The sequence below is a fragment of the Huintestinicola butyrica genome (assembly GCF_025567215.1).
Taxonomy (GTDB): Bacteria; Bacillota; Clostridia; order Oscillospirales; family Ruminococcaceae; genus Huintestinicola; species Huintestinicola butyrica.
Window position 1 is genome coordinate 1,997 of record NZ_JAOQKB010000003.1, and the last position, 12,500, is coordinate 14,496.

General features: G+C 42.7%; 15 protein-coding genes, 1 tRNA gene and 2 rRNA genes (1 of these 18 cut by a window edge). 5 read left to right on the plus strand and 13 right to left on the minus strand.

What is annotated here, in order from left to right:
* Positions 1-148 precede the first annotated feature (148 nt).
* Genes OCV68_RS04125 through OCV68_RS04145 form a run of 5 tightly spaced genes read right to left on the minus strand, consistent with a single transcriptional unit; the run spans position 149 to position 2,733 of the window.
* Positions 149-1,102 carry a ParB N-terminal domain-containing protein gene (locus OCV68_RS04125; protein WP_262570966.1) on the minus strand — a complete coding sequence of 318 codons (954 nt, stop codon included), beginning with the start codon at positions 1,100-1,102 and terminating at the stop codon, positions 149-151.
* Positions 1,103-1,116: 14 nt separating this feature from the next.
* Complete coding sequence (locus OCV68_RS04130) at positions 1,117-1,872, minus strand: ParA family protein (protein ID WP_262570968.1); 756 nt, start codon at positions 1,870-1,872, stop codon at positions 1,117-1,119.
* Positions 1,873-1,886: 14 nt separating this feature from the next.
* On the minus strand, positions 1,887-2,324 hold the full coding sequence (locus tag OCV68_RS04135; protein ID WP_262570970.1) for a hypothetical protein: 438 nt from the start codon (positions 2,322-2,324) through the stop codon (positions 1,887-1,889).
* Between the two features lie 15 nt (positions 2,325-2,339).
* Positions 2,340-2,552: a hypothetical protein gene (locus OCV68_RS04140; RefSeq protein WP_262570972.1), complete on the minus strand. Its 213-nt coding sequence runs from the start codon at positions 2,550-2,552 to the stop codon at positions 2,340-2,342.
* The gene (locus tag OCV68_RS04145; protein ID WP_262570974.1) at positions 2,545-2,733 is read right to left on the minus strand and encodes a hypothetical protein; all 189 of its coding nucleotides are present in this window, start codon (positions 2,731-2,733) and stop codon (positions 2,545-2,547) included. The genes OCV68_RS04140 and OCV68_RS04145 overlap by 8 nt, the downstream gene beginning before the upstream one ends.
* Positions 2,734-2,941: 208 nt before the next feature.
* On the opposite strand from OCV68_RS04145, the gene OCV68_RS04150 reads away from it, so the two are divergent.
* Both OCV68_RS04150 and OCV68_RS04155 read left to right on the plus strand, forming a co-directional pair.
* Entirely contained in the window at positions 2,942-3,166 is a 225-nt protein-coding gene (locus OCV68_RS04150; RefSeq protein ID WP_262570975.1) for a hypothetical protein, read from the plus strand.
* Between the two features lie 122 nt (positions 3,167-3,288).
* A complete protein-coding gene (locus OCV68_RS04155) occupies positions 3,289-3,891 on the plus strand; it encodes a Type 1 glutamine amidotransferase-like domain-containing protein (protein ID WP_055274563.1) in 603 nt (200 codons plus the stop codon).
* Between the two features lie 67 nt (positions 3,892-3,958).
* Here the strand turns inward: OCV68_RS04155 and OCV68_RS04160 are convergent, their stop codons facing one another.
* Genes OCV68_RS04160 through OCV68_RS04170 form a run of 3 tightly spaced genes read right to left on the minus strand, consistent with a single transcriptional unit; the run spans position 3,959 to position 5,988 of the window.
* Positions 3,959-5,404: a relaxase/mobilization nuclease domain-containing protein gene (locus OCV68_RS04160; protein ID WP_262570978.1), complete on the minus strand. Its 1,446-nt coding sequence runs from the start codon at positions 5,402-5,404 to the stop codon at positions 3,959-3,961.
* Between the two features lie 3 nt (positions 5,405-5,407).
* Positions 5,408-5,605, minus strand: a complete 198-nt coding sequence (locus OCV68_RS04165; protein WP_262570980.1) for a hypothetical protein — start codon at positions 5,603-5,605, stop codon at positions 5,408-5,410.
* Positions 5,606-5,622: 17 nt separating this feature from the next.
* Positions 5,623-5,988: a hypothetical protein gene (locus OCV68_RS04170; RefSeq protein ID WP_262570982.1), complete on the minus strand. Its 366-nt coding sequence runs from the start codon at positions 5,986-5,988 to the stop codon at positions 5,623-5,625.
* A 95-nt stretch (positions 5,989-6,083) separates the two neighbouring features.
* On the opposite strand from OCV68_RS04170, the gene OCV68_RS04175 reads away from it, so the two are divergent.
* Positions 6,084-6,668 carry a TetR/AcrR family transcriptional regulator gene (locus OCV68_RS04175; protein WP_147622790.1) on the plus strand — a complete coding sequence of 195 codons (585 nt, stop codon included), beginning with the start codon at positions 6,084-6,086 and terminating at the stop codon, positions 6,666-6,668.
* Positions 6,669-6,679: 11 nt separating this feature from the next.
* Positions 6,680-7,201, plus strand: coding sequence for a cysteine hydrolase family protein (locus OCV68_RS04180; protein ID WP_262570984.1), 522 nt, complete (start codon positions 6,680-6,682; stop codon positions 7,199-7,201).
* Positions 7,202-7,317: 116 nt separating this feature from the next.
* Here OCV68_RS04180 and OCV68_RS04185 read toward each other — a convergent pair whose 3' ends face one another.
* Positions 7,318-7,785, minus strand: a complete 468-nt coding sequence (locus tag OCV68_RS04185; RefSeq protein ID WP_262570986.1) for a hypothetical protein — start codon at positions 7,783-7,785, stop codon at positions 7,318-7,320.
* Positions 7,786-7,955: 170 nt separating this feature from the next.
* Between OCV68_RS04185 and OCV68_RS04190 the strand changes: the two genes are divergently transcribed.
* Positions 7,956-8,756, plus strand: a complete 801-nt coding sequence (locus OCV68_RS04190) for an alpha/beta fold hydrolase (protein ID WP_262570988.1) — start codon at positions 7,956-7,958, stop codon at positions 8,754-8,756.
* A gap of 76 nt (positions 8,757-8,832) precedes the next feature.
* Here the strand turns inward: OCV68_RS04190 and OCV68_RS04195 are convergent, their stop codons facing one another.
* The 4 genes from OCV68_RS04195 to OCV68_RS04210 all read right to left on the minus strand — a co-directional run.
* A complete protein-coding gene (locus OCV68_RS04195; RefSeq protein WP_262570990.1) occupies positions 8,833-9,702 on the minus strand; it encodes a replication initiator protein A in 870 nt (289 codons plus the stop codon).
* Between the two features lie 475 nt (positions 9,703-10,177).
* A tRNA-Asn gene (locus OCV68_RS04200) sits at positions 10,178-10,253 on the minus strand.
* A gap of 19 nt (positions 10,254-10,272) precedes the next feature.
* Positions 10,273-10,389: ribosomal RNA gene (gene rrf, locus OCV68_RS04205) — 5S ribosomal RNA — on the minus strand.
* A gap of 78 nt (positions 10,390-10,467) precedes the next feature.
* Positions 10,468-12,500: ribosomal RNA gene (locus tag OCV68_RS04210) — 23S ribosomal RNA — on the minus strand; it runs 885 nt beyond the window's last position.

The following is a 12,500-nucleotide window of genomic DNA, read 5'->3' on the forward strand; positions in this document are numbered from 1 at the left end:
TCTCCTTTGTAATAGCACGGTCTGATTATCCCTATCCACTCGTCAAATGGTATTATCCGCTCTATCTTTTCAAGAAATTCTTTTTTGCTTGTTTTGGCCTGCGCCAGTTCATCGCTTATAAGCGAGAATGTTAGTTGTTTATTCATAACTATATTATACCATTTTTCTTCCTGATTTTCAATGGCTTGTGCGGTATTGCCTTAGAATAACTGCTTAAATACCGCTTGTATGTAGCTGTCGGGAGCGTTATCTTCTCTCCCTTGTCCTTTGGCTCATCGTCCCTGCCGTACTCGCCTGTAAGGACTTCCATTATCAGCTCCTCGGAAACAACAGCGTATGAGGACGATATTTCACGAAGCTGTTTCGCCGTTTTCATATCAATGACATTCACATTCAGCTTCACCATGACCGAATATGTAAGCTTCTGCTGTTCCTCAGTCATAAAAGAAATATCCACTGCGGAACGGAGCTTGATGTTTTCCTTGTCCACAAGCTCCTTGAACTCGTCAATAAGCTTGTTCACCCTAAGAAGCCTTGCCACCGTTGCCGAGCTGATGCCGTACTGTTCTGCCGTGGCTTCTCTTGTAGTCGAATGTTCCACCGGAACATCTGCATTGGGCTTTGGCTTTCCGTTTTCTATCAGATACAGCTCATCATTGATGCCTTTAAGCTTGCGTTCGTCAAAAAGCTTGCTGTACCGAAGCTCGACCGCAAAAGCCTGTTCGCTTATCTTTAAGTCCTTAAATCCCCTCTGAATAAGATTGGTTTCTACAACATAAATTTCCGCATCTTCATCGGACAGATCAGTCTTTACAACAGCAGGAACACTTGTTATTTCTGCCTGCCCTGCCGCATAAACTCTGTTGTGTCCCGAAAGTATCTCATATTTTCCATTGTCCATAGCTCTTACGATTATCGGCGTGATAACTCCGTTCTTCTTTATGCTCTGAATCATATCTTCCAGACGTTCACCCTTATATAAAGTGAACCTGTGATTGCGGTACGGAACAAGCTTGTCTATTGCAATGCTTGTTATTCCCTGTTCGGAAGAAAAGTCCAGACCGTCCGCAACTCCGAATTTGCTTGTAACATTCCTTGCCATAATATTCTCCCCTTTCAACTTGTAAGCTCATCGGCAAGCCTGTTGTAATCCTCTGCGGCAGTACAGTTCGGTGCATATTCTATCAATGTCCGCTTCTGTGCCTGTGCTTCCTTGACCTTGATGCACTCACGGATTGAGGTATCAAATATCTTGGTATTCATACTCTCCGCAACGGTTTCAAGCGAAGCTCTGACCTCTCTTGAAAGATTTGCCCTGCTGTTGTACTTTGTGAGAAGAAGTCCTGCAACCGTAAGCCTCGGATTCTGACGCTTCTTTATTGCCTTTATAGTTTCGTTGAGCTGTGAAAGTCCCTGCAAAGAATATCTGTCTGCCGTAACTGGGATAATGACTTCATCCGCGGCGATAAGGCAGTTGTGAAGTATGGAATTCATCGCAGGAGCGGTATCAATGATTATGTAGTCATACCCATCGCACTTCTCCAAAGCGTCAGCCATACGGTAAAGACCGTCAACGCTTCCTTTCAGCTTTTCATCTGCCTGACGGAGCAGGCTGTCCCCTGCAAGTATTTCACCGCACTCGGTATGCTGAACCGCTTCCGATACGCTTATCCTGCTGTCATCAAGGAGAACATCATAAACGGTCGCCGCCCCCTCGGTTTCCGCACGGTAAGTGTCCGTGCTGTTGCACTGCTGATCGCAGTCGATAAGTAGCGTTCTGTATCCACGCTCGGTAAGTATCGCCGAGAGAGCTGTTGCGGAACTGGACTTGCCAACTCCGCCTTTCATATTCGCCAAAGTTATAACTTTCATATCAGTATCCTTTCTCACGCAAGCTCAAGCCTGTTCATTTTGTCTATCCATTTATCAACAGCATTTATAAGCTCCTCATAAGCTTCGTACCTTTCCATTTTTTCATTATAGAGGTCAATATCGTCCTCATCGGCATCTTCGGGAAGTTCGGGCGTGTCATAGTAGCCGTTAAATTCAAGGTAGTCACGGCGTTCTTTAAGATAGTCGAGAAATGCGGAGTGGATACCCTTTGCATAGTTGGTTTTGCCGTTGTTAAACAGCTCCTCAATCTTCTCGGCAAACGCCGCACAGGTCATATTATATCGGTCGGCATCGAGGTCGTCCATAACACAGAACGATGACCTTGCAATGTCCTCCCAATCCTCATAGTAATCCGAGGTTTCACAAACATAGCCTATATCCTCCAAAATCTCGTTTGCTCTCTCATAGCTTTCATCGGAAATTTTTAACATAACAAATACCTCTTTTCATTTATTTACATATTTAAGTGTGTTCCAAACCGCCCTGCGCTCTTCGGCGGTCATGGGCTTACGCTGTGGCTTCGGCTTTCTGCGTTCGACATAAGCCCTTAACGCTTTTTCACGGATATTTCTGATCCTTTTTTCACGGCTGATGATTACCTCTGCCTGTGCCGAAAGAATCGTCTTGGCAATGATAAGCTCATTCTTGGCATCAGTCATTTTCGTCCTCCTTTATGCGTCCCTGCCTGTCATATTCACGGTACATTCTGCCGATAACACCGCTTAAAAGCTCCTCCGCATAATCGTTAAAGGTCATATCGGTTTCGCCGTCTGCCTTTTTCAAAAGTCGGAGCTTATTAAAGTCCCTGTCCGAAAGACTGAATTCAAATTTAACTGCCATAGATCATTACCTCCGTTTGATGTTCCACCGGAACATTTCGTTTCGTGTTTTCCTTACATTTATATTTTACTACTTGCGACAGTAGTTTTCAATAGTTATCCCAGACAAAGTTTTCGGCAAATTCCGGTGCAATGCGCACATTGACTTCTGCGTGTGGGTATGATATAATAAGGTATTAAATACTTACGCAAGTAGAAAGAGTGATAATATGCCCGTATCGGAAAAGCAAAAGGGATATGCCCGCAAATGGGACAAAGAGAATATGCACACCATTTCCACCCGTGTCCGAATGGAAGAATTCAAGGACTACAAGGCTTGGTGTGAAATGCGTGGGGTAACTGTCACCTCCGAGATCAAGCGTTTTGTTATGGGCGAGCTTGACAAATATTATGCCGAGCTTGACCGTCTGCACGAAGAAGAAATGAAAAATTGATTTTTGTTATCTGTCCCCTTCTGTTTTATATTTGATTTTTTTATTTTGATATGGTATAATGCTTTTAACAGCAGATTGAATATGTCTGCTCGACAAATCGGAATTTATTAAGGAGGATATGGATGAAACTGTTCTTATGTTCGCACTTTTCAAGTGTAGGAAGTTTGATAAAAGAAGAAATTGATAACAAGAAAGTCGCATTTATTCCCACAGCTTCGCTGCGTGAAGGCTATACCGGTTATGTCGGCTCGGCTCGAAAGCTATTCAATAAACTGGGAGCAACCGTAACGGAAATTGATATTTCAACGGAGGCTTATTTAACGATACAGTCCGTTTTTGAAGATGCGGATGTGATCTATTTTACTGGTGGAAATTCTTTCTTCCTTATGGATCAGCTCCGTAAAACGGGAACGGATGAGCTATTGAAGAAGGAATTGGAAAAGGGAAAACTGATGATCGGTGAATCGGCGGGTGCGATTATATGCGCTCCAACTATCCAATATATTGAACAAATGGATGAAAAGCCGGAGGACTACTCACAAGAAGATGATGCAGGGCTTGATTTGATTGATTTCTATGTTCTTCCGCATTATCTTACAGCACCATTTAAGAAAGTTACTGAGAAAATAATGACTGAATTTTCGGATTTGAATCTATGCCCAATTAACAACCGTCAGGGAATTGTAATCGATGGTGAAGGTTCAAAGGTTATTTGCAAAGACTAATTTGAAAATTCCAATTTATCGAGCAGTTCAAAATCACAGCACTTTAACGGGTGCTGTGATTTTTTCATCACCTTGAAAATCCCGACTTGCCCCTATCCTGCATTTTGTTCTCCGCCTGCAAATCACTCCTTTCTTTTTCAGCTTTCTGCCGTTCTTCCACCCTGCGGATATTCTCAATTTCAGCCTTAGCCTGTTCAAGCAAAACCTGATAATCCGACTTCATCTGATTTTCATACAAGGCATAAAAATCGTAAACGGTCTTTTTCTTGGAAACAGCTTCACGGATCTTTCCGTCAGCATCTTCAAGCCGGCTTTTCATATCGGCAAGCATCAGCCTGTGCTTTTCCGCATCTTTAAGCGAGGTTATCCCTGCATCTTTCAGATAATTGTATTTCGCAAGCTCGGAAATATCCTTTGGAAGCAGGAACCTGCGTTTCAGAATTTCAAGATACTTCGGGATATCGCCGATGAGCTTTTCCTCATCGGCAATTTTCTTTATAAGGCTGTCCTTTTCGACTTTCAGTTTTTTGAGTCTTGCTTCCGCATCGGAAACAGCTTTCCGAAAATCATCTGCCGAATGAATTTTGTTATCACGCAAATAGAACAACAGCCTGCTTGACCTTTCAACCTCTCGGAATGTGGCAAGGTGCAGCCGATCGGGTTCGGGTCTGCGATAAAGCTGTATCTGGATCTGCCGGATGCACAAAGCATACTCCCTCTGAATGCCCGAAAACTTCAAGGCTTCGGACATCGGCATCTCCATATTCTTATGCTCAATGCGGAATTGCAAATGTTCAAGAGCGTAACCGTCACCAAGCCGATAACTGCGGATAGGCTTTCGGTTCTGCCTGACCTTTATGGAAATGTACTTTCCTCGCCGAATGCCATAGCCCTGCTTCTGCAATTCTTTCAGCAGGTCATCAACATTACGAACACTATCTTTCATAATCGCATTGTCAATATCATCACACAATTTCTGTTTCCACGATATGCCCTCTTTCCTCGCCTTGTACTCGCCGTATTTGTGAGTGTAGCTTTTCTTCGGGTGTTTGATAACCGAAAGTCCGTGAGCAAGAGCGATTTCATCGGATATTGCTTTGCATCTCCGCAGACTTTCCTTGTTTGCGTGCCAGTGCTTTCCATCCATATCGTAAGGGCATACGACAAAATGATTATGAATATGCCCACGGTCAGTATGGGTTGCACACAGCACCACCGCCTTTTTCCCGAAAGCCCTTTCCGCCCATTCCACTCCGATTTGATGAGCTTCATCGGGAGTGACCTCACCCGGCTTGAACGACTGGATATAGTGGTGAAGCCGAATTTTCTGCTTTTCGGATTTCGCCGTTTCAGATTTTATAGACCTTTTGAAAAATCTCTCACCGCTGAACATTTCAAAGCCGAATTTCATATCCTCATACGCTTCGGAAGCATTCGCCGAGCAGTTAAGCCCCGTCACAAGAGTTTTTTCTGTTTTCTTCTCGTTGGTAACATAGGAAAGCAGTCTTTTCATAACTCACACTTTCGGCTTTTTCGCATTGTGACGGATAATAAGAACCGTGCCAGCCACAGCTGCACACACGGCAGAAATTACTGCGATAAGCTTGACTGTTTTCTTGGATTTCTTCCTGCCGCCGCTTTCACTGAAGAACAGAATATCAAAATCTTCGGGAAGCAGCATTTCAGGATCGGTGTTTTTTCTGTAATAGATCATTTTGGGATTCTCCTTTTTTACATCTCGATGTTTTTTCTTCGTTTTTCATTTCTGCCCGAAAGGACAGCTTTCAGATTTTCGTTCTCACATTTTAGCCTGCTCACCTCCTTTCGCAGCACTTCATTTTTAGCCGCAAGAATATTTATTTCATCGGCAGCAGAGGAAGCGGAACTTCTGCCTTGCTTGGTTCTGTTCTCTTTGCGGAGAATTGCCCCTGCCGCCGTTATTGCTTTTTCATCAAGCACACGTTCCCCTGCGGAATTGGCTTTCATTTTTCTTGCCAGCTCCGGGTGTCTGCTCAACATTTTGTAAAACTCCAGCGTTCGGAAATTGTTGTTCCTGCAAAATTCGGAGATGGAACAGGATTTCTTATTCTTTCTCATTGATTTGTTGTCCTTTCTTTTCAAGCGAGTGCTTGACAATTGAAAAAAAGCGTGTATAATATAATTAAACACGTTTAATAAGGTGAGGTGATACAATGTCAGATAAAATAAAGCGTGACCTTGAAGCAACAAGAAATGCTCTTTTAAATTCAACTGCAAAACTTATGACGGATTGCAGTGAACCTTCGGAAGTTACATCTCGAGCTATTGCAAAAGAAAGCGGAGTAAATCTTGCAATGATTAATTATTGCTTTGGTTCACGAGAGGGTTTGCTTTATGAGGTGTTTCGAAAGCTTTTGTCAGATGTTCAGAAACACGATACGGAATTTATAAAGATTATGTCATCGGGAATGTCGCCTAAACAGAAGCTTACTGAATTGCATTTTAAAATGATGAGGCTTATGATTGCAAATTACAACTATTCGCAAGCGGTGACAAAATATATATTGTTCAATCGCAATGATGATTTTGGTATGGAAAGCCTACCATTTATTGTAGAACATTTTAACGGAAGAAAAACCATAGAAGATTGCAGATTGATTGCGTTTGAGCTGACAAGTATACACGAACTTTCAGTTCTGCGTTATGAGACAATAAAAAGCTCCTGTAATATCGACCTCACCGATGATGAAACACTTAAATGGTATATTTGTCAGAATATAAACAGATTTTTAGATTAGGAGAAATTAATATGTCAAACAAGAAAGCGCTTATAGTTGTAGATATGCAGAACGATTATCTTTGGAATAGAAGAAAAAAGACGTTTTCCTATAACACTCCCGAACTTGTAAACGCTGTCAATAGTCTTATTAGCGAGTTCAGTGAACGGGGTGATGATGTGATTTATGTTGGGCAAGTATTCCCCAATATTATCACAAATAAATGGTTTATAGGCTTTTCTATAAAAGGTACATCTGGTGCTGAAATTTATCCTGATGTGGATATCGTATCTGATAATTACTTTGAAAAAAATCTGCCTAATAGTTTTACTTCGCGAAGCTTCAAAAGCTTTGTGACTACAAAAGAATATTCGGAAATCACAGTATGCGGACTTGACCTTTGCGGTTGTGTGGGAGCAACTGCAAAGGGGGCCATTAAAACAGGAATGGCTGTAAAGCTTTCAGAAGCAGCTACGGGGTGTCGCTTCGGAAAAGAAAAAGCAAATAGAATGAAAAAAGATTTGATTTCATTGGGTGTCAAAATTATTAAATAGATATAAAAGTGAGCCGTTTTAAGCCTGTGACGGGTCATTCTTCGGCAAATCTCAAATACAACTGCAACAAGCAAAAGTTCAGCCACTTTCCTCATTCCTTTCAAAAATCCATATCATCATAGCAGCTTCATACCCATATTGTGTTCAAAGCCTGCAAAAGTGGAGTTCATCAGCGTATATACGGAGTTTAACAGCGATGTTGTCAGGAAGCGGTCTATCCTGCTTATCTTGTCGGGGTAATTCTGTAATAGATCATTTTGGGATTCTCCTTTTTTACATCTCAATGTTTTTTTTCGTTTTTCATTTCTGACCGAAAGGACAGCTTTCAGCCTTTCGTTCTCACATTTCAGCCTGCTCATCTCCTTTCGCAGCACTTCATTTTTAGCCGCAAGGATATTTATTTCATCGGCAGCAGAGGAAGCGGAACTTCTGCCCTGCTTGGCTCTGTTCTCTTTTCGGAGAATTGCCCCTGCCGCCGTTATTGCTTTTTCATCAAGCACACGTTCGCCCTTGGCATTAGTTTTGAGTTTCTTAGCAAGCTCCGGGTGTCCGCTTAACATTTCATAAAATTTTGTTGGCTTCAAACCGTTCGCTTTGCAGTATTCGGATATCGAAATGTATTAGCTGTTTTTTCGCATTAGTGTTTTTTCCTTTCGGTGATTTTTGTTGATTTCCTTATTGGGATATGGTATAATGTAGAAAAATAAGTTGAGTTTATTTGCTCGGCAAATCGAAATTTGGTGGTGAATATTTTATGTTTTATAATGCAAAAGAACAACTGTTAGAAATACAGGGTATGCAGATGAATTACATTACTTTTGGAAAGGGAACGAAGCCTTTGATTTTGATTCAAGGTCTTAGCACCCGCAGCATTAAAGGGGCAGCATTTTCATTGGCTTATATGTATCGAATTTTCGCAAAAGATTATAAAATTTATATGTTTGACCGCAGAGAAGATATTAGCGATAACATAACAGTAAGAGACTTAGCGGCAGATATAGCAATGGCAATGGATACATTAATGATTACAAATGCTGATGTCTTTGGTGTATCACAAGGTGGTATGATTGCTCAATATCTTGCAATAGACAGACCCGATTTAGTAAATCAGTTAGTCCTCGCAGTAACACTTTCGAAAAATAATGAAACCGTCGAAAGGACAGTCAATGACTGGATTCAAATTACAGAACAGAATAATATGAAAAAGCTGATTACAGATATGGCTGAAAAGATGTATTCCGATATTTATGTGAAACGATACAAACCGTTTATGTCATTATTAACGGTTTTTCAAAAGCCAAAGAATGTACCAAAATTTATTGTATTGGCAAAAGCTTGCCTTAGTTGTAAAGCTTATGATGAATTAGATAGAATTCAATGCCCGGTATTTGTAATTGGAGGTATGCAGGATAAAGTGGTAAGTGGATCGGCTTCTTTGGAAATTTCAAAAAAACTTGGTTGTGAAATCTTTATGTATGATAATTTAGGACATGCCACTTATGAAGAAGCTAAGGATTTCAATCAAAGAGTTTATAACTTTTTACAGCATAAATAATTTATATAAAGCAAAAATTCCAATTTATCATGCAATTTATAATCACAACACTCTAACGGGTGCTGTGATTTTTTATCTAAAGCATCTTCATACGCATATCATGTTCAAACCCTGCAAACGTTGAGTTTGTCAGCGTGTAAACCGAGTTATACAGTGATGTTGTCAGGAAACGATCTATCCTGCTGATTTTGTCGGGATAGCTTACAAGGCTTTTCATCACATACTGAATGTGTTCATAGGTGATTTTCCTATAAGCAGCCCTTGCTGTTTCTTCCGATATACGTTTTCCCTCCGATACCACACTTCTCTCTCCGCAGAGAACATCAACCATAAGGTCTTTGATTTCTTCTGCCATTTGAACAACAGAGCTGTCGGGGTGAGATATAAGGCAGTCATAGTCGATCTGTTTCTTAACTTCTTCCTCAACTGCGTTTCTGTCAATTCCGTCAATCAATCCGTCAGCTCCGGGCGAGAAATTTTGAATGCCTGCCCGTGACCGATCGATAGATTGATCGTAAGTATAACTCATATCAGTATTATTTATATCAATATTATTAGAGTCCGAATTTCGTACTTCAAGAAGTCTGTTTTTCAGATTTGCAGAAGTCTGATTTTCGGACTTCTTGATATCTGTTTTTCCGACTTCTTGAATTCCGTTTTCCAGACTTCTTGATGTCGGAACACGATCGGTATTCTGCTCACCTTTAACAATGAAGTTCTTCACATATAAAATAGACGGCAGTCCCAGACCTCGGCGTTTCTTCCTCACAAGCCCGATTCCTGATTGATCGTCAAGCTCTTTGAGAAGATTGAGAGCCTTTTCGTGGCAAACTCCCATAATCTCCGCTATTTCATCAATAGGGAATATGATATACACCCTGTTGTGAGCATCAATCCAGTTATTTTTCCTGCTAAGGCTCATTCTTTCAAGCAAAAATCCGTACAATATCCTTCATCATTGGACAGGCTGCCGAAATGCTCCTTATCCGTAAACAGCACCTTCGGCACTCGGACAAAAGAGAATTGCTCGGCTTCTGCTCCGTAATAATAGTCAAACTCGGTTTTCATATCCTTACACCCTGCTTTTACAGTAAACATTACAAAACTTGATAGATTCATTGTCGATAAAGTCTTTTTCGTAAGCGTCAAATATCAGACTGCCGGAATATTCCTTGTTATTCATAGTCAGTTTCCTTTCTTTTTGAAGCGATAAAACAAAAAAACTCCCGTAACTTACGAACATTTTATAGTTCATAAGCTACGGGAGTTTAAAACACCCTGTATTTACTATTTTCGGGCAAAAAATTAAAGCGACCATTGAATGTTGATTTGGCTGACGAAAATCAGCTCAAACAACGTAGAATAGAGCTTTGCAAACGTTGCTCTCATTCCTTTTCAATATGGTCACTTTAACGGAAGTTTGGCTCCCCAAGCTGGACTCGAACCAGCGACATCATGATTAACAGTCATGCGCTCTACCGACTGAGCTATTGAGGAATATGGTATATATGATAAGAGCCGGCGCAGCCCTATTTTCCCGAGACGTCACCATCTGAGTATCTTCGGCGTGTATGAGCTTAACTTCTGTGTTCGGAATGGGAACAGGTGGAACCTCATAGCCATATGCACCGGCTATCATATATTCAAGGTATCAAACCCTGAAAATTGAATAAAGGAAGTAACAGAGAAGCGTAATCAGAAGAGATGAAATAAGGTCAAGCCCTCGACCGATTAGTACCTGCAGGCTGAACATGTCACCATGCTTACACCATAGGCCTATCAACCTCATAGTCTTTGAGGGGTCTTACTCTTTCGATGGGATATCTTATCTTAAGGGCGGTTTCACGCTTAGATGCCTTCAGCGTTTATCCGTTCCGCACTTAGCTGCCCGGCTGTGCCGTTGGCACGACAACCGGTGCACCAGAGGTGCGTCCATCCCGGTCCTCTCGTACTAGGGACAGCTCCTTTCAAATATCCTTCGCCCACGACAGATAGGGACCGAACTGTCTCACGACGTTCTGAACCCAGCTCGCGTACCGCTTTAATTGGCGAACAGCCAAACCCTTGGGACCGAATTCAGCCCCAGGATGCGATGAGCCGACATCGAGGTGCCAAACCTCCCCGTCGATGTGGACTCTTGGGGGAGATCAGCCTGTTATCCCCAGGGTAGCTTTTATCCGTTGAGCGACGGCATTTCCACTCACATACCGCCGGATCACTAACTCCAACTTTCGTTACTGCTCGACCCGTCAGTCTCGCAGTTAGGCCAGCTTTTGCGTTTGCACTCACTTGCATGGTTTCCATCCATGCTGAGCTGACCTTTGAGCGCCTCCGTTACTCTTTTGGAGGCGACCGCCCCAGTCAAACTGCCCGCCTAACGATGTCCCCCGACCTGATTCAAGGCCGCAGGTTAGAATTCCAGCACTTCAAGAGTGGTATCCCAACAGTGACTCCCCACAAGCTGACGCCTGTAGTTCCCAGTCTCCCACCTATCCTGTACATGAAATACCGAAATTCAACATTAAGCTGCAGTAAAGCTCCATGGGGTCTTTCCGTCTAGTCGCGGGTAACCGGCATCTTCACCGGTACTACAATTTCGCCGGGCGGGTTGTTGAGACAGTGCCCAGATCGTTACACCATTCGTGCGGGTCAGAACTTACCTGACAAGGAATTTCGCTACCTTAGGACCGTTATAGTTACGGCCGCCGTTTACCGGGGCTTCAATTCAGCGCTCTCACGCCTCCTCTTAACCTTCCGGCACCGGGCAGGTGTCACCCCATATACATCATCTTTCGATTTAGCATAGAGCTGTGTTTTTGCTAAACAGTCGCCTGGGCCTATTCTCTGCGGCTCTCTCTCGAGAGCACCCCTTATTCCGAAGTTACGGGGTCAACTTGCCGAGTTCCTTAACAACCCTTCTCCCGTTGGCCTTAGAATTTTCTTCCTATCTACCTGTGTCGGTTTGCGGTACGGGCTCCTTGTATATTCACAGAACTTTTCTCGCCTCGATCCATGATGACTTCCCTACTAAATTTCGGTCCCTTACGACCGGGTCAACCATCGCCCGGCAACATCACTTCTCAAGTGTCCTTCTGTTTAAATACTTCGGAGGCTACGGAATTTCAACCGTATGTGCATCGGCTACGCCTTTCGGCCTCACCTTAGCTCCCGGCTTACTGGAAGCGGACGAACCTTCCTTCCAAAACCTTAGACTTTCGGCCATTATGATTCTCACATAATTCTCGCTACTCATTCCGGCATTCTCACTCGAATACAGTCCACCAGCGCTTCCGCTCTGACTTCACCCCATATTCGACGCTCTCCTACCACTGCAGTTACTGAACAAAGCTTACTGACTTTTAGCTTTTTAGTTGAATTTTGCCTTCGGCCAGATTCAACCTTTTCATCAATCTGCTTTGTTCAGTAACTGCAATCCCAAGCTTCGGTGTACATTTTAGCCCCGTTGAATTTTCGGCGCAGGGTCACTCGACCGGTGAGCTATTACGCACTCTTTTAATGTATGGCTGCTTCTAAGCCAACATCCCGGTTGTCTATGCAACCCCACATCCTTTTCCACTCAAATGTACTTTGGGACCTTAGCTGTGGGTCTGGGCTGTTTCCCTTTTGACAATGAAACTTATCTCACACTGTCTGACTGCTGCAAATCAATTATCCGGCATTCTTAGTTTGATAAGGTTCAGTAAGCTCTCGCCCCCTAGCCTATTCAGTGCTTTACCTCCGGTA

What these genes read in the sequence shown, in the direction of transcription:
- OCV68_RS04145 (WP_262570974.1), bottom strand. Translation starts at nt 2,733, where the DNA reads ATGGCAGTTAAATTTGAATTCAGTCTTTCGGACAGGGACTTTAATAAG.
- OCV68_RS04125 (WP_262570966.1), bottom strand. Translation starts at nt 1,102, where the DNA reads ATGGCAAGGAATGTTACAAGCAAATTCGGAGTTGCGGACGGTCTGGAC.
- OCV68_RS04150 (WP_262570975.1), top strand. Translation starts at nt 2,942, where the DNA reads ATGCCCGTATCGGAAAAGCAAAAGGGATATGCCCGCAAATGGGACAAA.
- OCV68_RS04165 (WP_262570980.1), bottom strand. Translation starts at nt 5,605, where the DNA reads ATGATCTATTACAGAAAAAACACCGATCCTGAAATGCTGCTTCCCGAA.
- OCV68_RS04170 (WP_262570982.1), bottom strand. Translation starts at nt 5,988, where the DNA reads ATGAGAAAGAATAAGAAATCCTGTTCCATCTCCGAATTTTGCAGGAAC.
- OCV68_RS04180 (WP_262570984.1), top strand. Translation starts at nt 6,680, where the DNA reads ATGTCAAACAAGAAAGCGCTTATAGTTGTAGATATGCAGAACGATTAT.
- OCV68_RS04155 (WP_055274563.1), top strand. Translation starts at nt 3,289, where the DNA reads ATGAAACTGTTCTTATGTTCGCACTTTTCAAGTGTAGGAAGTTTGATA.
- OCV68_RS04190 (WP_262570988.1), top strand. Translation starts at nt 7,956, where the DNA reads ATGTTTTATAATGCAAAAGAACAACTGTTAGAAATACAGGGTATGCAG.
- OCV68_RS04160 (WP_262570978.1), bottom strand. Translation starts at nt 5,404, where the DNA reads ATGAAAAGACTGCTTTCCTATGTTACCAACGAGAAGAAAACAGAAAAA.
- OCV68_RS04135 (WP_262570970.1), bottom strand. Translation starts at nt 2,324, where the DNA reads ATGTTAAAAATTTCCGATGAAAGCTATGAGAGAGCAAACGAGATTTTG.
- OCV68_RS04130 (WP_262570968.1), bottom strand. Translation starts at nt 1,872, where the DNA reads ATGAAAGTTATAACTTTGGCGAATATGAAAGGCGGAGTTGGCAAGTCC.
- OCV68_RS04175 (WP_147622790.1), top strand. Translation starts at nt 6,084, where the DNA reads ATGTCAGATAAAATAAAGCGTGACCTTGAAGCAACAAGAAATGCTCTT.
- OCV68_RS04140 (WP_262570972.1), bottom strand. Translation starts at nt 2,552, where the DNA reads ATGACTGATGCCAAGAATGAGCTTATCATTGCCAAGACGATTCTTTCG.